Source organism: bacterium (genome assembly GCA_029210965.1).
In the GTDB taxonomy this organism is placed as follows: Bacteria; BMS3Abin14; BMS3Abin14; order BMS3Abin14; family BMS3Abin14; genus JALHUC01.
The window spans coordinates 20,177-41,799 of the sequence record JARGFZ010000004.1; the positions used below are offsets into that span (position 1 = coordinate 20,177).

21 protein-coding genes and 1 riboswitch are annotated in these 21,623 nt (G+C 55.3%); of the genes, 5 read left to right on the forward strand and 16 right to left on the reverse strand.

What is annotated here, in order from left to right:
* Positions 1-17: 17 nt before the first annotated feature.
* From P1S59_02875 to P1S59_02900, 6 genes are all read right to left on the reverse strand, one after another.
* Positions 18-338 (reverse strand): AzlD domain-containing protein, encoded by a 321-nt coding sequence (locus P1S59_02875; GenBank protein ID MDF1525201.1) that lies wholly within the window; start codon positions 336-338, stop codon positions 18-20.
* Complete coding sequence (locus P1S59_02880) at positions 328-1,053, reverse strand: AzlC family ABC transporter permease (protein MDF1525202.1); 726 nt, start codon at positions 1,051-1,053, stop codon at positions 328-330. The genes P1S59_02875 and P1S59_02880 overlap by 11 nt, the downstream gene beginning before the upstream one ends.
* Before the next feature lie 255 nt (positions 1,054-1,308).
* Positions 1,309-1,689 carry a hypothetical protein gene (locus P1S59_02885; protein MDF1525203.1) on the reverse strand — a complete coding sequence of 127 codons (381 nt, stop codon included), beginning with the start codon at positions 1,687-1,689 and terminating at the stop codon, positions 1,309-1,311.
* Positions 1,690-1,899: 210 nt separating this feature from the next.
* Positions 1,900-2,556 (reverse strand): LysE family transporter, encoded by a 657-nt coding sequence (locus P1S59_02890; protein MDF1525204.1) that lies wholly within the window; start codon positions 2,554-2,556, stop codon positions 1,900-1,902.
* A 167-nt stretch (positions 2,557-2,723) separates the two neighbouring features.
* Complete coding sequence (locus tag P1S59_02895; GenBank protein MDF1525205.1) at positions 2,724-3,347, reverse strand: class I SAM-dependent methyltransferase; 624 nt, start codon at positions 3,345-3,347, stop codon at positions 2,724-2,726.
* A gap of 163 nt (positions 3,348-3,510) precedes the next feature.
* Complete coding sequence (locus P1S59_02900; GenBank protein MDF1525206.1) at positions 3,511-4,431, reverse strand: hypothetical protein; 921 nt, start codon at positions 4,429-4,431, stop codon at positions 3,511-3,513.
* 319 nt (positions 4,432-4,750) lie between these two features.
* Between P1S59_02900 and P1S59_02905 the strand changes: the two genes are divergently transcribed.
* Both P1S59_02905 and P1S59_02910 read left to right on the forward strand, forming a co-directional pair.
* Complete coding sequence (locus P1S59_02905) at positions 4,751-5,383, forward strand: lysophospholipid acyltransferase family protein (protein MDF1525207.1); 633 nt, start codon at positions 4,751-4,753, stop codon at positions 5,381-5,383.
* A gap of 63 nt (positions 5,384-5,446) precedes the next feature.
* Complete coding sequence (locus P1S59_02910) at positions 5,447-5,968, forward strand: hypothetical protein (protein MDF1525208.1); 522 nt, start codon at positions 5,447-5,449, stop codon at positions 5,966-5,968.
* A 333-nt stretch (positions 5,969-6,301) separates the two neighbouring features.
* On the opposite strand, the gene P1S59_02915 is transcribed toward P1S59_02910, so the two are convergent.
* Positions 6,302-6,601: a hypothetical protein gene (locus P1S59_02915; protein ID MDF1525209.1), complete on the reverse strand. Its 300-nt coding sequence runs from the start codon at positions 6,599-6,601 to the stop codon at positions 6,302-6,304.
* A gap of 149 nt (positions 6,602-6,750) precedes the next feature.
* On the opposite strand from P1S59_02915, the gene P1S59_02920 reads away from it, so the two are divergent.
* The 3 genes from P1S59_02920 (at position 6,751) to P1S59_02930 (ending at position 9,369) form a co-directional block, all read left to right on the forward strand.
* Entirely contained in the window at positions 6,751-7,896 is a 1,146-nt protein-coding gene (locus tag P1S59_02920) for an MltA domain-containing protein (protein MDF1525210.1), read from the forward strand.
* Positions 7,897-7,973: 77 nt separating this feature from the next.
* Entirely contained in the window at positions 7,974-8,708 is a 735-nt protein-coding gene (locus P1S59_02925) for a 4Fe-4S binding protein (protein ID MDF1525211.1), read from the forward strand.
* Between the two features lie 163 nt (positions 8,709-8,871).
* Positions 8,872-9,369, forward strand: a complete 498-nt coding sequence (locus P1S59_02930; GenBank protein ID MDF1525212.1) for a YkgJ family cysteine cluster protein — start codon at positions 8,872-8,874, stop codon at positions 9,367-9,369.
* Positions 9,370-9,462: 93 nt separating this feature from the next.
* Here P1S59_02930 and P1S59_02935 read toward each other — a convergent pair whose 3' ends face one another.
* From P1S59_02935 to P1S59_02975, 9 genes are all read right to left on the reverse strand, one after another.
* Positions 9,463-10,386, reverse strand: coding sequence for an inorganic phosphate transporter (locus P1S59_02935; protein MDF1525213.1), 924 nt, complete (start codon positions 10,384-10,386; stop codon positions 9,463-9,465).
* On the reverse strand, positions 10,387-11,040 hold the full coding sequence (locus P1S59_02940; GenBank protein MDF1525214.1) for a DUF47 family protein: 654 nt from the start codon (positions 11,038-11,040) through the stop codon (positions 10,387-10,389).
* Positions 11,041-11,224: 184 nt separating this feature from the next.
* Positions 11,225-12,319, reverse strand: a complete 1,095-nt coding sequence (locus P1S59_02945) for an ABC transporter ATP-binding protein (GenBank protein ID MDF1525215.1) — start codon at positions 12,317-12,319, stop codon at positions 11,225-11,227.
* Between the two features lie 116 nt (positions 12,320-12,435).
* Positions 12,436-14,109 carry an iron ABC transporter permease gene (locus P1S59_02950; protein ID MDF1525216.1) on the reverse strand — a complete coding sequence of 558 codons (1,674 nt, stop codon included), beginning with the start codon at positions 14,107-14,109 and terminating at the stop codon, positions 12,436-12,438.
* A 337-nt stretch (positions 14,110-14,446) separates the two neighbouring features.
* Entirely contained in the window at positions 14,447-15,745 is a 1,299-nt protein-coding gene (locus tag P1S59_02955) for an extracellular solute-binding protein (protein ID MDF1525217.1), read from the reverse strand.
* 159 nt (positions 15,746-15,904) lie between these two features.
* A riboswitch (cyclic di-GMP riboswitch) is annotated at positions 15,905-16,011 on the reverse strand.
* 165 nt (positions 16,012-16,176) lie between these two features.
* Positions 16,177-17,508 carry an iron-containing alcohol dehydrogenase gene (locus P1S59_02960; GenBank protein ID MDF1525218.1) on the reverse strand — a complete coding sequence of 444 codons (1,332 nt, stop codon included), beginning with the start codon at positions 17,506-17,508 and terminating at the stop codon, positions 16,177-16,179.
* Between the two features lie 287 nt (positions 17,509-17,795).
* Entirely contained in the window at positions 17,796-19,223 is a 1,428-nt protein-coding gene (pyk, locus tag P1S59_02965; GenBank protein MDF1525219.1) for a pyruvate kinase, read from the reverse strand.
* 120 nt (positions 19,224-19,343) lie between these two features.
* A complete protein-coding gene (locus P1S59_02970; GenBank protein ID MDF1525220.1) occupies positions 19,344-21,098 on the reverse strand; it encodes an aldehyde ferredoxin oxidoreductase family protein in 1,755 nt (584 codons plus the stop codon).
* Entirely contained in the window at positions 21,088-21,507 is a 420-nt protein-coding gene (locus tag P1S59_02975) for a 4Fe-4S binding protein (GenBank protein ID MDF1525221.1), read from the reverse strand. The genes P1S59_02970 and P1S59_02975 overlap by 11 nt, the downstream gene beginning before the upstream one ends.
* Between the last annotated feature and the right edge of the window lie 116 nt (positions 21,508-21,623).

The following is a 21,623-nucleotide window of genomic DNA, read 5'->3' on the forward strand; positions in this document are numbered from 1 at the left end:
TAAACCCCAAACTGCCTTTAAAGAACCTTCCCCAGCACCAGAAACAATACCATCCCTACCCCCACAGACAGGATCAGATTTTTTGACCTGTAAGAGACAATAAAAGTTACCACCCCCGCCAGACTGTAGGGATTTATTAAGGACAGTGTCACGGCCGAGCCTGGCAGCAGAAGATAAGGAGTGACAAGGGCTGTGAGGACCGCGAAGGGAATGAATGTCAGATAATGCTCCCACCACGGTGAGATACGCACCCTGGATACTGATGCAGTGAAAAGTGCCCTGCACAGATAGGTCACCGCCGTCATGGCTAGGCAGGCGAGGATGAGTTCAACTCTCATTTTTCGACTCCCTGAATAACGTCGCGGCTGCCAAAGGTACCAGAAGTCCGGCGGCGAAAAGATGCCAGTGTCCCCCCGCCAGGGTAAAAACCAGTAAGGCCGTTACGACAGAAAGCCCGATAACGAACCAATCGGCTCTCCTTCGGAGGGAGGATCCCACCATGGAGATAAAGACAGCCAGCATGGCGAAATCCAGCTCCCCGGTACCAGGGGTACTAAGCGCCGCCATTGCTTTTCCTGCCAGTGCTCCTGCAAAAGTGCCCACGTTCCAGACTATATATGAACAGATCGCTGTTCCCGCGAAGTAAGGGATCGATTTTATGGGACCTCCCGGACCGATGGTGTTAAAGGCGTAAGTCTCGTCCACGATCCCAAGAGAAACACCCAGGAGCTTCCAGGTGTTCGCATCCGGATATTTCCTTCCGATATTAAGACCGTAGAGGAGGTGGCGCAGGTTGACCACCAGGGCCATGGCGGCCAAAGCCCAGGTGGTGGCACCCTCCTGGATCATGGGAAGAGCGATGAACTGGGATGCCCCGGCGAAGATGGTGAGGGACATGAGGCAGGCTTCCGCCACCGTAAGCCCGCTGTTTACCGCCAGGACCCCGAACACCAGGGCATAACCGAAGATCACCACCCCTACCGGCAGAAAATGCAGGAACCCGAGCCTCACATCAGACCACAGCGTTATGTTTTTTCGTTGGGTATTTTCCATGATGTCAGACGATACGCTCTGACAGTATTCGTGGCAAGAGGGGCGTGGGGAAAAGCAGAATGCAGAATGCAGAACGCAGAAGAAACCCGCAGACTGTGCGATCAATAACCCGAAACCTTAAACCTGAGGTGTGGGGGTTTGGGGGTGTGAGAGCGTGGGAAATGACACGGAGACGCGGGGACGCGGTGCGGGAAAGCCAGGCAGGATTAGCTACTACTCATACTTCTACTTCTACTCATACTGAATACCCCCACTTCACTTCCCGGTCCCGGTAGGCCCATTGCCCATCATCACCAGGGCTCCTGAAGCGAGGCCGCTGAAACTGGCTCCGGCCATGAGGGCATGGTTCAAGGGGACTCGCACTGCCTCAGCCGCGCCGCCACCGGTGCCGGTCATCACGCCGTACAGGATCGCACCCCCCGCAAAGAGAAGCAGGGGCACCAGCAGATCCTTTCGCCGGATAAAGACCACACAGGCAACTGCCTGCCCAGCCAAAAACAGGAGGACGAAGAGCAGCCCGAGACGGTCCATCACCTCGATCCCCAGGGTGGAGGATCCCCGGGATGATATAACCAGCCCAAAGAGGATAAAGGAAGCGGCGGCCAGACAGCCGCCTACGAGACGGTTAATGATCATGGCGAGAGTATAGGGTAAATTATTCCAGGTTCCAAGTCCTGTCCTGGACAGTCCTGGACCTGGTCAAAGATCCAGTTCAAGTTCTGGTTCCGGAAAAACCGTATGAGGGCCCGGTTTGCCACCTTGCTCCAGAAGCAGATACAGTTAAGTAACCGTTCACAGAACCAGGCGCCGCGCACCCGGACCTCCCGTCCTTTCTACTACCTTCTCTTATTTCCCCAGGGCAACGGAAACGGCTGACAGGATGCCGAGGATAACAAACAGGGCCCCGATCCCCGTGCGAACACGGCCCAGCAGCACTTCACCCACCTTCATGTGGAACTTCCCTGCCACAGTACAAATGAGCACGAACCAGGTCATGGCTCCGAAAACGATCCCTCCACCGATAAAAAAAGACTGCCTGGCAAACAGATGCCCCGAACTCAGCCCCAGGAAGGCGAAGGCCGCCAGATAAAAAGTCAGGGTAAAGGGGTTGGAAAGGACCAGGGTGAAGTTTAGAAACCCGAGCTGCCACGGTCCGAAATTCTCTTTAATGCCGTTTTGTTTAAGCGACCGGAGAGTAAACAGCTTTACGCCCATGGCGATCAGGAGGGCGCTGCCGATAAGCTTGAGCCAGAACCTTGCACCCAGGATGGCTGTCGTAATGTACCCGGCGCTCAGAGCCGCGATAACTCCGAAAACAGCATCACCGGCAGCCGCCCCGAGAGTGGGCCAGAAAGCCAGCCAGAACCCCATTGTCATGGCGCGCTGGATGGTCAGTATGCTGATGGGACCGATGGGAGCTGCTGCAGCCAGCGCCACACCCGCAGAGAGGAAAAACAGCAGGGGACCCGATGGGTCACCCGAGATCATGGTTTCCGGGTACATGATATTAATAGTACCAAGAGATCGGTAAACCACAAGTTCAAGGAGACAGACGCCAGGCCCAAAACTTCCTTGTCTCTTGTGTCCCGGAACCCGGGACGGCTTTCCACTTTTACCTGTTACCTTTTATTGTGATGTCACCATAATGCATACTGCGCCACCCGGGGTTACTACAGCACCTTGTACACCCAGATGTCGTGGACCACTTCCTGCTCCTTCTCAGCGAAAGACTGGTGGCCCTTCTTTTCCAGCAGTTGCCACTTACCTTCAGCATCCAGATCCTTGATAATATCCTCGAACCCCATGGAATCGTAAGCGTCTGTCCTGAGAGAATACAGGAGGTGTCCCCCGGGTTTTGTCACCCGGACCATCTCGTTCAGGGACTTGGCGGGAGCGTGGCTGAAGGTAAGGACACCCGCACACACGACAGCGTCAAAGGAATCATCGGGGAAACCAAGCGTCTCAGCCAGGTCCATCTGGTGAAACTCTCCATAGACGCCTTTTTCCCGGGCCTTATTAAGCATCTCATTGGAGAGATCCATAGCTACCAGGTCACCGTAGCCCAGCGCTCCGAGATATCGCCCCACCAGCCCTGTTCCGGCACCCGCATCCAGGATCCTGCCGCTTCTGGGAGTCAAGTGGGATAGCTCCTCCGCGATCAGCTGAGGGATCTGCCAACCGTAGTCCTCTTCCAGCTCCTGGTCATAACTTTCCGCCCACTCATCGTACCGCTCAGCCAGCTCCTCATTGTTCTTTGAAGAGTAGATCCACTTGAGTCTGTCTTCCCTGGACATAGCTTCTCCTTGTTGTCATTTTTTTAAAATTTAACATAATTCACTCCATCTGTTCAAGGCTCCCCTTGTGGCCTCTGGTACCCTTCACATCGCCACGGACACAGGAACGGCCCCGGGGAAAGATACCCCGGGGCCGTAAGAGATGACTATGAACGGTTTACGCCTAGGGAGCGGCGATATAGGGCGCCAACTCGGTGCTCCAGGCAATGACCCCGCCTGCGCTGACAGGGTAGTGATCGTCGACCAGGTTGTCTGTCACCTGGGTCACCACCGGCGAAGCGGCGTTCAGGTCGTAGTAATAGACCTCGTAGTCCGTGTCGTCGCCATCGGCGCACCAGGTGATAAGACCGTTGTCCACCCGCGGATAATAGTCATAGATGGCGTTGTCGGTCACCGGAACCACCACAAAGGTGGAGGCACCTACACTGATATCGGCGTAGTAGATCTCCGGATCGCTGCCGTCAGAGGCCCTCCAGGTGATGATGCCATCGTCAATATCAACGTCCTTGTCATCGTAGTCAGGGTTGTCGCTCACCTGGACCAGGGTGGGCGCCGCGGCGTTGATGTCGTAGTAGAAGATCTCGTAGTTGCCCTGGGCATCCACGTACTCCTCCCACGCGATGACCCCGTTGCTGATGGCCGGGTTCTCGCTGTAGTCGGTGCCGTGGGTGATCTGGACGGTTGTGAAAGCAACGGCGTTAATATCCGCGTAGTGGATCTCGTAATAGTCGCCGTAGGTCTGGTAGGCGATGATCCCGTCGTCTATATCAACGTTATAGGCTTCCAGGTCCGGAGGGGTAACGGTCCTCACCGGGGAACTGCTGTCCACCGGGGCGGCGTACAGGCGGTAGTTCTCGCTGGTCGTCAGCCAGTAGGTATTGCCGCCCGAGGTCACGATGTAGCTTCCGCTTACATCGCGGAACGTTTCATCGGACAGGCGGATGAGCTCGCCCGTTGAGAATTTGTACCGATAGACATAATTGCTGTCGTTTCCGTAGTAGGCCCGCCACACGGCCACATCTCCGTTTAGGGAAGGCTCTCCGTCATACCAGATGTTGGTCGTTATCCGCAGAACGCTGTTCACCGGGTCGCCGATGACGTGCTCCTTCAGCTTTTGCTTACACTGCGACTCCTGATTGGGGGGTCATTTCAAAACTATAATGAACCGTCCCCCTGGGAGCCCTGTTCACTGTTCACTGTTCACTGCCTTAACACTTTCTTCTCCACTTTCCTCTCTCTCCCGATTATCATTCACCATCACCAGTTTGTCCAAGGGTCGTTTTGAGTATCCCTTATTCCCGGTATTCCTCTTATACTGCAACTGTGTTTGGACTTTGCCCCAACTCCGGACCTGGACTTAAAAAAATGGACTCAAAACCATATTTGATCAGGGAGTTCGCCTGATGATCTACAGGATACTGCGTCATCTCGCATATTTCTCGGTGCGTATCTTCTTTCGGCGCATCGAGGTGGAGGGGGTCGAGAACGTGCCCGAGTCGGGCCCTGTTCTCCTTGTGCCCAACCACCCCAACGCCCTGGTGGACGCTCTCGTGGTCCTGATGCACCTGAAGCGGCCCATTTCCATTACAGCAAAGAGCACCCTGGCCGACATCATTATCCTGAGGCAGATGATAAAATCCACCAACGTCATTTTGTTCCACCGCAAAAAAGACGCCGCAAAGGGCGCGGATCCATCCAGGAATGCCGGCGCCATAGCCCAATGCCGGGAAAGACTTGAACTGGGTGAAGCCATACTCATCTTCTCCGAGGGCCAGAGCCACTCCGACCCGAGCTTGAGGCCCCTGCGCACCGGCGCGGCCCGCATTGCCCTGGACTATCTGGATCCCGGGCTTGGCCCGGGGCTTACATCCGCGCTGGATTCCGGAGAAATGGCCGCGAACCTTGCGATCATCCCGGTGGGCCTGCACTTCCCGGAAAAAGACCGGTTCCGCTCGGATGTCTGGGTCCGCTTCGGGAAGCCCCTCGACCCGGGCAGGTGGCTGAAACTGATTCAGCTCCTTAACCAAGGGTATTAGCAGTTAAAGGAGGACCAGGCCGAAGACATAACGGAGCTTCGCAAGCGGGTTCAGGCATACCGGGTGGAGCTTCGCGACCTGGGGATAAAACCCTCCGAGGTATACCTCCGGATGCCAGCATGGCGGGTTGTGCGTTTTATCGTCAGAGAACTTGTGATCCTTGTGGTGGGGTTGCCCATCGCCGCCTGGGGGGCACTTAACCACCTCATCCCGGCTGCCATTATCAGGATGGTTGCAGTAACTTTTTCCGTAGAAAAGGACAAGTGGGCCTCCAACGTCATCCTGCCTTCTTTCGTGATCATCCCCTTTTTCTACGTCATCCAGATAGCTGCCGCCTGGTTCTTCCTGCCCCCGGTGTGGATTCTGCTATACGCCGTCTCCCTGCCTGTTAGCGGACTATTCACCATCCTGTACCGTGACCGGGTGGGGGACATAAGGGATCGCACCAGAACTTTTTTCCTGTTCCTTAAGAACCCTGATCTGAGAGAACGGCTCGGCAGCGAAGGGCGGGCCATCATCGATGACCTGACGAAGCTGGAACCGAAGACGGAAGCTGGAAGCGAAGCCGGAAGCCGCAGGCGATGACGGAAGTCCAAAGAACGAAGACGGGAGCTCGTAAATAAAAGACTGAACCCGATTCCACAAGGGTACCCCCTATCGTGGAAACATCTGCTGTAATTGATCCTGCAGAAAGGCGGGCTTTTACTCATTGCGGTACACGCCGACCCTGAGAGGGCTGGCATCCGGGTGAGTCGCTGGGCACTTGTGCTCCTGAACGCCAAAGCCTGGGCCCACGCCTGATCTCGATTGCCGGGTGAAGGTGGTGGAACCGGCGGGGAACGGCGACACTTCCCTCTGCCAGTTTTTCCTTCCAGCCGAGAGGCTTTGTTGAAATGAAGACAGGCAAGACCCCCGGTTTTATTTTGACCAGCAGACAACTATCAATAACAATCCGAGATTGTATATGAAGCTGTCATTAGCGGAAACTGCCTGGGTGGCTGTGTCCGTAATTGTCTTTATATCAATGACCCCTCCCTCCAACTCGATCTTTTCGAGAACGATAAATGCCTGTTGGACAGTTTTTAATGCCATCACCGCCATGCTGGCGGACACCGTAAACATCAAAGCAATGCGGCGTTTATAATATCCTGAACGAACATGGCCAAGGCCTGGGAAAATTAATCCGGATAACAGAGCTCCTTTTAATGAATTATTCATTATGCTCATCCTTAACGTTCTTTCAAACTTCCAGGCAGAACTTCACATGCCGGAATATGCATTTTAGCATAAACACGAAATTTGGAATGAAGTGGTGCTTAAGCTAATCAGGGTTGACCGACTCCTGCCGGGATATTAAGGTGTTTCCCATGCTGACACGCATATTCAAACTTCTGAGCGTGACCTTGATCATAGTGCTGGTCGCTGCGTGTTCCTGGTCACCGCGCCCGGAGGGTCCGCCGGTATCCACCCCTCCCCTGGTGCCAGTGGACTGGAATCAGGTGGAAGGCTGGCTGGAGGACGATCCCAGGCTGGTCCTGGACGCCTTTGGACAGAGTTGTTCGACCTTGCGTTATCGCCAGCAATGGCAGCAGGTCTGTGCCGAGGTGACTACGCTTTCCGATGGATCCGAAGCGGAGGTACGGGCATTTTTCGAAGGCCGTTTCACCCCCTACCAGCTGAGCCAACCCGACAATAACCGGGTTGGCATGGTCACCGGCTACTATGTTCCCGACCTGAGAGGCAGCCGGGAAGCCTCCCCGGACTATCCCTACCCCATTTATCGCCGTCCCGACGATCTCCTTGTCATCGATCTGAGTGACTCCTACCCGGAACTCGGCAAGTACCGGCTGCGCGGCCGCCTCGATGAGCAGCGCGTGGTCCCTTACTGGGACCGGGGGGAGATCGAAGGGGATCGTAACCCTCTTGAGGGAAATGAACTGCTCTGGGTGGAAGACCCGGTAGAGCTTTTCTTTCTGCACATTCAGGGGTCGGGTCGCATCCTTTTTGAGGACGGCAGCCGGACGATGGTCAACTACGCTGATCAGAACGGCCATCCTTACGGCTCCCTAAGCCAGTGGCTCATCAAACGGGGAATCATGACACGGGATGAGATGTCCATGCAGAACATCAAGGCGTGGGCGCGGGACAATCCATCCCAGGTGGCTGACCTGCTCAGCACGAACCCCAGCTACATATTCTTCCGGGAAGCGCCGTCCGACACCGAAAGCCCTCCAGGTGCCCTTGGTGTGCCCCTCACCCCGGGCCGAAGTGTCGCGGTGGATCGCCAGTATACACCGTTGGGCGCCCCGGTCTTTCTGGCCACGACCTGGCCCAACACCGACCGACCGCTTTACCGACTGATGATGGCTCAGGATACCGGCGGGGCGATCAAGGGGCCGGTTCGGGCCGACTTCTTCTGGGGGATGGGTGATGACGCCGGGAACGAAGCCGGCCGGATGAAACAACCGCTCAAGATGTGGGTTCTGCTGCCGGTGGAAATTCCCGAGGAATGAGCAAAGTGCGCTAGTGCAATGAATTGCTGCTCTTTCTGCTTTCTGGCCTTGCTCCCATAGAACCCGAGAGAAACAAGATGAAGAAAAGACAGAAATTACGGATGGGGATCATCCTGTTTTCCTTCTTCTGGTTTCCCGCGACCTTTTACTACCTGTCCCCGGTCCTCATTTTACAGACTGCGTCACAGGGAATCATAAACGGCAGCTTTATCGTGTTCGGTCTGCAGTTTGCGGCCGCCCTTCTCCTTGGCAGGGCCTTTTGCGGCTGGGTGTGTCCCGCGGCCGGTTGCCAGGAAGCGCTCTTTCTGGCAAGGGACCGTAAGGTGACCCGAGGGGACTTCATCAAGTGGGTCATCTGGGCGCCCTGGCTCGGCGCCATTGCTTTTCTTGTTTTCAGAAGAGGCGGCTACGAGAGGGTTGATTTCCTCTACGAGACCACCTACGGCTTTTCCGTTGCGGATGTCCCCAGCCTCACAGCCTACTTCACCGTCCTTTTTCTTCTCATCGTGTTTCCAGCATCCGCTGTCGGTAAACGTTCCTTCTGCCACCATCTCTGCTGGATGGCTCCTTTCATGATCCTGGGAAGAAAAGTGAGAAACACGGTGGGATGGTCCTCACTGCGTTTGTCGGCAGCCTCTGAAGGGTGCACCCACTGTCACACCTGTACCGATAACTGCCCCATGAGCCTCCCGGTGGAAACGATGATCAAGCAAGGGAAGATGGAAAACGCCGAGTGCATCCTCTGCGGCAGCTGTGTCGACGGCTGCGAATTTGATATCCTCAAATATTCATTTAATTCCGGAGTTGAATAGAAATCAGGACAGGCGGCCTGACCCCCGGAATTTCTCCGAAAACTCCCCTTCTTACTGGTGTAAAAAGGGACTATAGTCCCAATTCTCCTATCGAGGTGGTGAACCTTTCCATCCTCTTTTGCGTTGGGCCGGCCACCGCCGGCCGGAGGGTAATCCGTTGGCCATGAAGATTCAGAACATTTGCTGGACATGCGCGTCATCCGGAGGGTCGTGCTGCGTCAACATGCAGATCTACCTGACAACCGGAGACATCGGAAGGATCAGTCAAGCACTGGGGCATGGGAGCTTTTTCAGATATGAGCGGCCGTGGTCGTGGTGCGAAAGGGACGGTCTGGACGCGGAGTGGAAGGAGCATGTCCTGGGTAGTTCCAGACGCCGGGTCCTCAAAAGGGGGCGGGACGGTTCCTGCCACCTTCTGGGAGATGAGGGGTGTGTCCTGGACCTTGAAACCCGTCCCCTGGTGTGCAGATTATATCCTTACGAATACATGCCCGAGGGTATTCAGGGCCTTCATCACGGCTGCCCTGCTTCGAAGAACCCCCATCCTGACAAGGCCCTGGAGGAGATGAGGATGAGGTCAGACAGGGTTGGTGCCTGGCACCGAACCCTCTACGCTGAGCTTTCCAAAGCCCGCCGGACAAAAGGGTGCGCAGAAAAATAATTTTAGCCCAAACCGTGGGGTGAGGTCCTTTTGTCTGATATTTTTCCCGTTTGCTTAGTGGCTGTCCTGTGGAGATCGGGAGAACTGCCGGGCTCAGAGGAAAACAGCGGCGCCGGCCAGGGCGATACAGGCAGCAATTACGGGCGTCAGGAACCACCCGAACAAAATACCCGCAAGAGTTTTCCGGCTCACCGTGCTGGCCCCCTTGAGGACACCGATCCCCAGCACGGCTCCCACAATGGCCTGGGAGGTGGATACCGGGACGCCGAGGAAGGTGTAAAAGTGCACGGTGAGAGCCTCGGCGAGCAGGACCACGAAGGCCGAAAAGCTGTCCAGCCGCACCAGGCGAGATCCCACCGTGTTCATGACCGGTCGTCCGAAGGTCACGATACCCAATCCGATGCTCAAACCCCCGATGAGCAGGGCAAGGGTCATGCTCAGGTAATCAGCTCCCACGAAGACAGCGGTGACGTTGGCCACATTATTGGCTCCCAGGGCGTAGGCTCCGTATGCCCCCGCGGCCAGAATACCCACTCTGAGCAGGCCGTCCGATAGGACTATGGGCAGGTTGAGGCGATTGTAAAGCAGGGCGATGACCTTGTAGACCAGAATGGCCGCGACAGTCCCCCCGATGGGTGTCCCTATCCAGCAGACAACAACCTTTCCCAGACCGGTAAAATTGACATTCCGGTTAAAAAACCCGATCCCCAGGATGGCCCCGACCACCGCCTGAGATGAAGACACCGGCAGCCGGAAGATGGTCATGATGGTCACCGCAGCGGCGGCGGCCACGGAGGAGATGACCGCACGGGTGAGGCCCATATCGGTGAGACCCGATAGGGTGTGGACACCGGAACTTCCCTGCAGGAGAGCCCCGGCAAGGACGAAAAGGGCGGCAATACCCGCAGCTGTGCGGAACCGGAGCATCTTTGTTGAAACCGCTGGCCCGATGACGTTGGAAGCATCGTTGGCGCCCAGGGCCCAACCCAGGAAGACCCCCCCCAGGAGGGAAAACATCTACACGCGCCTCTTGAGGCTCATGATATTGATCTGCTTGGAGATCGTGTCCACCTGGTCGGATATGTCCCCGAGGAAGATGACCAGCTCTTTAAGCTGCAGCTTCTGGAATCCATCCAGGTCCGACTCGAAGATAGCGGAGATGAGGCGCCTTTCTATTTTGTCGCACTGACTTTCCTTAAGATCGATGACGGCAAGCAACTCCTTTATCCGGCCCTTGCGCTTGAACAGGTCCTCCACCTGCCATCTCATCAGTGCGCACGCTTCCAGGGAAGCGGCCACCAGTTCCCTGATGTCCGGGATAAGAAAATCGGGGATGACCAGCATCTGGGTCTTGAGTATATTAAGGACGATCTCCATGTACCTCGGAACGTAGTCTATCCCATCGAGAAGCCTCATGATGTCGCCCCGGGATTCGGGAAGAAGAACCTTGTCGTACATGAGGGTCTTGATCTCCTCGCGGACATCGTCTGCCTGGGACTCGAACCGGTGGGTCTCATCGGAAAGAAAAGAAAAATCCCCGCAGGCCTTGTCATCCATAAGGCACGTTTCAAGAGCGAGGGCAAAATTTTCCTGGGCCATCTCGATGGCCTCCAGATATTTGATAACGAGGGATTCCACCTGGTACTGCTTTTTAAAAATGGTTTGTAGCATTGCAGTCTCCTGCTGCCTGAACTCAGAGCATGGTGCCTGGTGCCTGGTCCAGGTACAAGGCACTAAGTACCAGGAATAGCACATCTCCCATAATTAACACCCCGACACCTGCAGCCAAAATGGGCGACAGCATTTTGATCCAGGGAATTCCGGATGTCTTCCGCTCTTCGGGAGGGGTGCTCAGTTAGAACAGGATCATACATTTTTGCGGATCTAAAAACAGATGGACTTCCTGTCCTTCCTCTTGAGACAAGTCGTGCGGAACCTGCGCCTGGATCATCGTTCCGTTCACATTTATGAAGAAATACAAGAAATTACCCAGGTACGCCTTGTGGGCAACAACACCCGTAAACAGGTTTTCCCTGTCTTGATTCGGCTCAGCAAAAACCTCCACGTCTTCAGGACGAATAGATACATAGACTTTTTTCCCCGGCGTTGCTTCCGTAACGCCGTCCGTTGTACACAAAATCTCCTCGCTGAATTCAGTGCGAACGCAAACCGCCCCGGATACCGATGGGGCGTCCCGGGGGGCCTGTATGATCTCACCGGATATAAAGTTCATGGTGCCGATGAAATCGGCCACAAATTTATTGGCGGGCTTTTTGTAGATCTCTGTAGCTGTGCCGATCTGAACGATGTCCCCTGAATCCATGACGGCGATCCGATCGGAAATGACCATGGCCTCAGCCTGGTCGTGGGTGACGTAGACAGCCGTGATACCCATGCGTTTTACCAGGCTCTTTATCTCGAACCGCATCTTCTCCCTCAGCTTCGCGTCCAGGTTGCTCAGAGGTTCATCGAGCAGCAGCACTTGGGGATTTCCCACCAGCGCCCGTGCCAGGGCCACCCGCTGCTGCTGTCCGCCGCTCAGCTGGGATGGATACCTCTCCCCTAACCCCCCCAAACCCACCAGTTCCAGTGCCTCCAGCACTCTCTCCTGGATTTCCTTCCTGGGAACTTTCCTGAGTTTCAGGCCGTAACCGACATTATTAAAGACCCTCATATGCGGCCACACGGCATAGTTCTGGAAAACCATGCCGATCCCCCGCTGTGACGCATGGACAAACCCTTCCGAAAGCATCGGCCTGCCGTCAATGACGATATCCCCATCTTCCGGTATTTCCAGCCCGGCGATGCACCTCAAGGTGGTTGTTTTGCCGCACCCGCTGGGACCGAGAAGCGTCACAATTTCTCCCTCTTCCACTTCAAGGTGTATATGGTTGACCGCCACCACCTTCTTGTAGCGCTTGACCAGGTTTTTGATCTCGATAAATCCCATGGAACTTTTCTCCTTTGGTAGGGTCGCACAATGTCCTGGCGGGACTTTGTGCTCCTCGGAAAACGAAAAGTGTCATTTTCGTTTTCCTCACAAGGGCGCATCGAGGATCGGCTGCCCTATTCATCAGTGCTCCATGCCGCCTTTAGCATATTCCCGCCGATCCTCGATGCGATCAAAAGGAGGATGAAGGTGATCACGATCATCAGGAACGCCATGGCGGCGGCGATACCAAACTCCATGCCGCGGTGCCAGTTCAGATAAATACCGATGGGCAGCGTTTCCCAGCCTCCCCGGTAAAGGAATATGGCAGTAGAGATCTCCTGGAACGCCATGATAAAGAACATCATCACACCGACGAGCACGCCTTTGAGGAGCAGAGGCAAAGATATGGTCATAAAAGTTCTGAGTCTGCCCGCGCCCGCCACTTCCGCGGCCTCCTCAAGAGAAACATCCAGCTGCAGGTAAGAGGCGTGCGCCATCCTCAAAAAGTATGGGAGTCGGCGAGCGAACAGGGCCAGAGGCATGATGATCCAGTACTTGGCCAGGGGTATGGTATCCCAAAATGCCAGCATGTAACCTACACCAATGGCGATACCAGGGAAAGCCAGCATCAGGGTGATGACAAAGTCGAGGGCATCTTTGCCCGGGACACGGGTGCGGACGATGATATAGGCGGCTGGAAGTCCAAAGGCGACCCCGAAGACCAGGGCCAGTCCGCTGAACAGGAAAGAGTTTTTGATCAGGAGCGGGCTTTCCAGGAGAATGAGTCTGAAGTTATCGAGGGTCCAGTAGGTGGGAAACGGTTCAAAGACCCATCTTCTGGAAAAGGCGGATAAACCCAGCACGATGGGGATCAGCAGGACAACGACGGCGATAAATATCAGGTAAGCGTATGCGCCCGCTTTCAGCAGCGGGCCCGGTTCGATCACCCTGCCTTCAGAGGTAGTTCCCTTGGAAAGGCCGGTATACTTTTTCTTTTCGACCCACCACCTGGCGAGCAGAAAGAGGGAGATGCAGATAACGGCAGAAACAACCACCGCCACGATCCCCATGTACTTGCGGTGCATATCTGTAAAATGATAGGCGATATTAATGTACGCCACCGAGGGAAGGAGATCCGTCTGCCCCAGGATCATTGGTGTGAGCCAGTCCGTGAAGGGCCACAGGAATACGAGGACGGCACCCGCCAGATAACTGGGGGTGCACAGAGGCAGCGTTATTGTGATGAATCGCCGAAAGCCGCTGGCCCCCTCCACTTCGGCAGCTTCCTCAAAGGAAGGGTCGATGTTGGTAAAACCCGCCGAAAGACCGAGGACAATGAAAGGAAGCATGTGCAGGGATTGGACGAATACCAGCCCGTGCAGTCCGTATATGAAATTTACGGGCTTCTCGATGAGCCCTATCTGCATGAGCAGCAGGTTCATCGTACCGTACTTGCCGAAAAAGATGATGAACGCGAATACGCCGGCGAAAGCGGGCAGGACGATGGGCAAAAGGATGAGAGCTGTAAAAACAGTCTTTCCCCTGTGCCGGTATCTTGCCAGGATGTATGCCAGTGGCACCCCGAACACAGTGGTCGTCACGAGCAAAAGAGTACTGAGCAGCAGGGTATTGCCAAAGATCTTGAGATAATAGGTGTCCTTGAAGAACTCCAGGTAATTACCTATACCCCGGCCGTCAGTCCCGGTGAGGGTTAAACTTTCACTGAGCAGAATGGAAAGCGGATAAATTATAAGGAAAGCAATGATCAACCACAGGACTGCTGCCAGAATGACGTTGCCTCGGGACATATCACACCTTATCTTTAATAGGGTCGCCAAAGTCCGGGCGGGACTTTGGCTCTACGGGAAGGGAAAAGTGTCATTTGCCCTTCCCTCACGGATCGCTGACATTTTCCCGGTCATCGATCCGGGCGCCACTTCCAGGCGCGGCTACTGTTAATCGCAAAAGTCCGTGGGGCTTTTTACGAGGCCATCAACTTGTCAGCCGGTTGACGGACTTGTATGCAGTGGCCCGCCCTGCAGAATCCTCTTCAGGACCGCAAAGCGCAATTCCACAGGACGGGCCTGTATCTAAAGCTCGAAATATAATTATCCAGTTGAAAAAATTTCGCTGCCCGTATTGCCGTTACGGCGAGACAAGCAGTGCGCGGGCCTTGACTGCACCCAGGCGTGCCGCGGCATAATTGCCCTCATATTCGAAAAGTTTTCGGGCTTCGGCTATTTTCGCGGCAGCCTTTGTCACATTAATCTTTTCAGCTTTTGCCGCCTGAATCTCTCCCTCGACTTCCTCTATCAGGAACAGGCTGTTTTTCAGCTCGCCCCACTTCCGGTAGATCTCGTCCTCATACTTCTTGTTGACTTCGTCCCACCTATTTGCGGCGAGGTCCAGGTCGTACTCTATGAAGTCGACCTTCAGGTCCCAGAAGGAATCGACGCCCAGCGCCTGCGCGGCATGGGTGGCCATCTCGACGCCTTGCTTTTCCAGTTCGGAAAATTTAACGTCCGTGCTGGCTGCGAAGTAACGGCCTTTCAGTACGTATTTTTGCCCGTCCATGCTGAACAGCCAGTCCAGGAAGATCTTCCCCACCGCCTCGTTGGGCGCGCCTTTAAGCAAAGCCACAGCCTCCGGAACCAGGATCGTTTTTTCCGGGAGCAGGTCCCGCACAGGAAAACCATCTTTGCGTGCGGCCATTGCGTTCATCTGCGGCTGCGCCAATCCGATGGGAACTTCGCCGCGGGACACTAATTGCGTCGTATCCGTGCTGCCGGTGGAAAAGCGCGCTAAATTCGCCGCCAGCAATCTGAGATATTTCCATGCTTCATCTTCGCCAAAACCCTGTATGAGAATTTCAATGGCTTCATGCATTGTGCCGGAGGCATAGGGCAGCGTGTGCACGATGTTGCCCCTGTAGATGGGGTTGAGCAGATCGTTCCATGTTTTCGGAGGCGGCAATTTTAAGGATTTTAATACCTTTTCGTTGTACAGGTTGGTAACGATCCAGGGCGCGAAACAGGTCCACAGATCACCCTTATCCTTTACCTTCATACCGTGCCATGCGGCAGGAACCTTATCTGAACCCTTTGCCTTGTACGGTACAATAAGCCCCTCTTTCTTTAAAACTTCATGGGCCGGAGCTCCTGCGCCCAGGAAAATGTCAGCATCCGGTTTGCCATTCCATGATCTCACTTTATCCAGGCACACCGGCCAACCGCCCGGCCGAACGAAGGTTATGTCCACATCCTTACCGTAGGTCTCCTTGTAGTACGCTTTGAAACCCTCGGTCAGGCTGGCGGATAACTCCTTGTAAACGGGACCGACCCAGCCGAGTTTATCTGCGGCCTGTGCCTGCGTCGCAAAGGCTGGCAACAGCAGCAGCATTCCAAGTGCTGTTACGATCGCTGTGAGCGATATAAACTTTCTCATTTTGACCTCCCCATAAGCATCACTGTCACATTTAAAAGAACAAATAGTTCCTCTACCCCAACCTCCTGCGTGATCCCCCGCCATCACCTCCTTTCTGTAAAGTACCTGTTAGATTAATCCAGACACAAAAAAACCGGACGTATCCCAGCAGTTATTTGCTTCGGCAGCCCGGCAATCTTCTTCCCCAAAAGATGTGTATTAATGATGAATTGAGAAGACCCGATGTTTTCCGCCCTCGCCTCACAGCGAGTTTGGCTTTATCGGCATATCATCTACAATACTGTATACAGTTAATCTACTACGTGATTCCCCGTCATCACAACATTATTGTAAAGGTTTTGATGATTTCCCCCAAAATCCCCGGGAGTTGGAATCCGGGTCAAGAAAGAAATATAAACTCAGTGCACTGGTGCACCTGTGCGATTTCCTTTTCACGACAGCATTCTTATCGTCTCTTTGGCAGCAGCTTCAAGAGTGCCCGCGTGAGCCGACAGGTCGAGTACGGTGATCCTGTCCCTGATCGTCCGGGCCGAGGTCGCGGCCAGGTAAAATTCGTCTTTTGAAATACCAAGGGATGACAGTGTCATTTCAAGCCCTGTCCTCCGGATAAGATCGACAATAAAGTCCGGTGTTCTGATCTGTCCGAAAAGCGCTTTGAGTTCTTGCCAGTTTGCCGGCAAGGCGGAATCGAATTGCAAAAGCCGATCACGTTTATTTGCGAACTGTTTTTCCACTTCGGATGCAAGGTTACCCCAGACAGCAGGGATCTTGCCAACGTTGGCCTCAAAAACCTCTTTAGCGCAATTTTTCAACTCCTTTTCTTCCAGGCTTGCCAACTTCTGATAGCATACGGTGGAAAGAACAACCCCCGTGCCTACCTGAAGACCATGCAGGTTCGGCTTTACCCCGGTCAAGCTTTCACGCATGTCCAGAAAATGGGAAATTAGATGTTCGCCCCCGGATGCCGGGGCGCTTGAACCGGCAAGGCTCATCGCGACACCGGAGAACAAAAGCCCTTCAAAAAGCCCAAGCACGGCTTCCTGGTCACCCTGAAGGATCTTTTCCGGATGATCGATGTATTTACTTTCCGGTTCACCGGCAATCGCTGACGGCAGGCTGCAATAGGCGCCATCAAGAAGTAAAGACTCGATCCGCCAGTCAAAGTCTGACACGGATTTGGCCAGCACATCACAGAATCCGGCCTGTCGGAGCTTTAAGGGAGAATCCTGGATGACCCGGGGATCAACATAGATAAACTGAGGGGGCAGCGCAGGGAGTGTCCTTTTTACGCCCTTGACCTTTATCGCTGCGATGGACGATGTGTACCCGTTCATGGAGGGTGCTGTGGGTACCGACCAGAATGGGATCCCCCTTTTATCGGAAACGTACTTTCCCAGATCGTTTATAGTCCCGGCCCCGACAGCAATGATCAAACTGTGTCCGACACTCAGATCATGGATCTCATCCGCCAGCTTATCGGTTGCGACCGTATCACCCGGCAGCGTGACCGATTTAAATACGACGGAACTTTTTTCGAGAAGTTCCGATACCAATGCCCCTGCCGCCAAGTGAGTGTTTTCATCATCAAGGAGCAATACGGACTCTTTGGCATATGTTTTGGCACAATCTCTGGCGAGCAGGTTGTAGGCATTTTTATCCAAAACAACTTTGACCGAAGGAATTTCGTGCTTGTGCCCGCAGCTGCAAAGAGCCTCGCATTTTTTCGCATCGACTATGGAATATTTGTTTTCGACACTGCTCATAAGGAATCCTCAGAAATAAAGTGCACAGGTGCACTGGAACCTTATGCTCTCTTCAGATGATAGCACAGGTTATGGTGGCCATGGCCGGTTTCAGCCTTTCTGGTCTCCGGCATCGGGGTAAAATCAGGTAATGGTAGAAAGTAATAGAAATGTGTAATGGCGCGAATTGAGCTTTTCCTGTTACTTTCTCCTATTTCCAAAACTTGTCTTTACTTGCCTTTCCTATACCCCGGCACCCATGGTTTTCCAACCTGCGACCCTCGGAACCCTTCCCCTCGGACGGACCTTCAGGAGATACGGTGAACCTTGAGAAAATTGGTCTTGCCTGTGTCTGCCATAGGGAGACTGGCGGTGATGATCACGTCGTCGCCCCGTTTTACGTGACAGGTCTTCATGAGTGTCCTCTCCACCTCCCCAATCATGGCGTCAGTGCTGCCTAGATGCTTCATGTAATGGGGCACGACCCCCCAGTAGAACTTCATGCGGTTTATGGTCGCGGTATCGGACGTAAAGGCGACGATGGACAAACCGGGGCGAAACTTGGCAAGGAGCCCCGCCGTATATCCGGAACGGGTAAAGGCAACGATACATTTGGCCTTGATGTCGGCAGCGGCCCTGACAGCGGCGTGGGCCACGGCAAAACTAAAACGGTCCGGATCTTTCCCCAGGACCGGCTCCGGGACCGGGAGGATGGCCTGAAAAAAACTCCCCTGTCCCTCGGCCTCCAGAATGATATCCTCCATGGTCTTTACTGTTTCAACAGGGTACCTCCCTACGGAGGTTTCGCCGGAGAGCATGACAGCGTCGGAACCGTCCAGGATGGCGTTGGCCACATCGGCGGCCTCGGCGCGGGTGGGGACAGGGCTGGTTCGCATGGACTCGAGCATCTGGGTGGCGGTTATGACGAGCCGCTGTTTCCTGTTGGCCCGCCGGATCAAGTCCTTCTGGAGGATGGGGACTGCCGCAGCTGAAAGTTCCACTCCCAGGTCACCGCGCGCGACCATGATCCCGTCGGCGACGTTCAGGATCTCCTCGATGTGGTCCACGGCGGAGGGTCTCTCTATCTTGGCGATGATCGGAGCCGCGCATCCGGCGCGGTCCAGATGCCTCTTCAAGGCTGAAACATCCCTGGCCCTGGTGACAAAGGAAAGGGCGAAGGCATCGACTCCCTCTTCGATACCGAACTGGAGGTCTCTCAGGTCCTTTGTTGTAATGGACCCTGCCCGGATGACGGAATCAGGCAGGTTCACCCCTTTTCGGGAGGTGAGGAAACCGCCCCGCCTCACCCTGGCCTCCAGGGCGTTGCCTTTTCTCCCCGTGACCAGAAGCTCGACGAGACCGTCGTTTACGAGAACACGGTGGCCCTCCCTGACGTCCCCCAGAAGACGGGCGTAGGAGATGAAAACGGTCTCAGCTGTGGAGGGCCTGTCGCCCTGGCGCAGCCACACCCTGGAGCCTCCCTTCAGGAGCACACCCGGATCCTTTACGTCGCTTATCCGGATCTTGACCCCCTGAAGGTCGAGAAGGATGCCCGCCGGCCGGCCCATCTTTTTGCCGAGGGCCCTCAACCGCGCTATATAACCTCGATGCTCCTCATGGGTGCCGTAGGACATGTTGAGCCGTGCCACGTCCATACCGGCCCTCAGAAGTTTTTCCAGCATCCTCTCCGAACCTGTCGCCGGACCGAGGGTGCAGACGATCCTGGCCCTTCTCACAAATTACCTCCCAAGGTTCAAGGAAGAATGTGTACCTGCCATCTGCCCTGTCAAGGGTTATCGCTGAACATTGAGCATGAAACCTTGAACGATCTTTGCCCTCTGGACTCTGGACTGATTTTACATCAGCGCCTTGCGCACGTGATCCAGGGCCGACCTGATGTACTCCTCACTGAGCCCGGTTGCCGGTGCCCTGGTTTTCAGGATCCGCTCCGGTATCCGCAGCCCTTCGAAAGTAAACCCCTCCCGCGTCTTGAACCTGAACTTCTCCCGGTGGATATTTCTTCCTATCTTCAGCAGCCGGTTCGCGTCCAGTTCAAACCCGGCCGCTTTGAGGCAATCGAGAACCGTGTCCACATCGTAGATCTCCCGGGCGAAAAAGCATACGACGATGGAGGAGAGGACCTGTCTCCAGCTTTCCTCTTCCAGCAGAACGTCGCCAAGAGCCTCGGGACTGAGCTCCCCCTTTATCAGGACCTTCTGGTCCACACTGTAGCCCGCATTGTCCAGGTGACTGTGTCTGGCGCCCATCAGGCAGCCCACGTGGGCCGCCGGGCCCGTGTGATAGCCGGGCATCTCGTTCCCTCCGAGAGCAAGGGCGAACTCCTCGCCTCCGTAAATGGACGACGCGTGGTCCACTCCCCTGGCCAGGGCGGCAAAAAAGTCGTTGGGCTGTTCGACGATCCTCCGGGTTGCCTCCAGGTAGGTTTTCCAGTCACCCCAGGAAAGGTTGAGTCCCCCCGTGTCTTTTTTAGAAATGAGCCCTTTTTCCTGGGCCTCAGTGGCCCAGGACAGAACGGGGCCGGTGGTCATGAGGTCCAGGCCCAGGACCTCGGCCCGGTCCAGCAGGCGCAGCAGGCCCTCGGGATCTCCCACCCCCAGCATAGAGCCCATGGCGTAGATGGGCTCGTAGTCGTAGGAGATCATGGAGGTTTTGAAGAAGTACGGCTCGGCCTCGTGGGGTTCCCTGAGAGCAGCGATATGGATGCAGGCCACGGGGCAATGGGAACAGGCCAGCCGCCTTCCCAGGTACTTTTCGGCATAGGCTTCGCCGGAGATCTCCCGGGCCGCCTCGAACTTCGTCTCCAGCAGATTTCTGGTGGGAAAACCGCTCAGTTTGTTGAGTGGAAGGACATTCTGGGCCGTGCCGAGATCGTGGTACTTTTTCATGATCTCCGAGGAGGTGGCCGTCTGGTGAATGCCCTTGTATACGCTCCGGTAGGCCTTGTTGTCCGCCACAGGCAATGATCTTTTACCGGATACAACGACAGCCTTGAGGTTTTTGCTTCCGAACACGGCACCCAGACCGAGCCTCCCGAAGTGCCGGTAGGTTTCAGCGGCGACACATGAATAGGTCACCATCTTCTCGCCTGCGAGGCCGATACGCATGATCGTACGCAGGCCCGATCCCGCCTCCCTTTCCCTGATGATATGGCCGGCGGTGAGGCTGCTGCTCATGCCCCACAGGGTGGAGGCGTCTCTAAAGTGCACCTCGCTGCCGTGAATGGCCAGGTAGACGGGGATCTCGCTCCTCCCCTCGATGACGATGGCTCCGTAACCGGCCATCCTTATGGCTACGGCGCTCCTTCCCCCGCAGTGGCTCTCGCCGAGGTTTCCTGTATGGGGTGACTTGAACATGGCCACCGTTTTGGAGGCTAGCGGGAACAGCCCGGTTAGCGGACCGACGGCAAAAACGATGGGGTTGTCCGGCCCGAGGGGATCGCACCCTTCCGGACAGGACTGGAGCAGGAGCTGCGTAGCCACACCCGCACCACCAAGGTACCTGTCGAAGAGGTTCTGTCTCTGTTCGACCCTGAACCGTTTCCGGGTAAGATCCACGTAAAGAACGTTACTGATCGGATCGCTACTCAGCATGGCTGGCCGCCTTTCTCTCCCTCAGCTTGAGGACACCGTGGGGACAGAAATCGACGCAGAAACCGCATTGAATGCAGATCATGGGTTTGTTGATCTCGCCGTCCCAGTACACGGCCCCCACCACGCATGCATCCACACAACTGCCGCATCCGGTGCACTTCTCCCCGGTAAGGTGGATCCCTCTCTTTTCGGTTCGCTCAAGCGCGTCCATGGGGCAGGCCCTGACACAAGGGGGATCCTCACAGACCCTGCAGGTCACAACGGTGAACCCGTGCTCCACCCCGCCGCTGGATCTGACCCCGATGCACGCCTCCGAAAGGCCATGGCTGTTGGTTCTCCTCGAACACGCGAACATGCAGCATTGGCAACCGACACATCTTTCCGCATCAACAACAGACAACCTTTTCATCCGCAGGCACCTCCTGGTAGACCGTTTCTTTATATTATACGCTATAAATCGGGGTTTGGTCGTGAGCTTACGGTTAAATGAGGTTGTCCCTGATCCAATTATGATAAAGTCGCAAA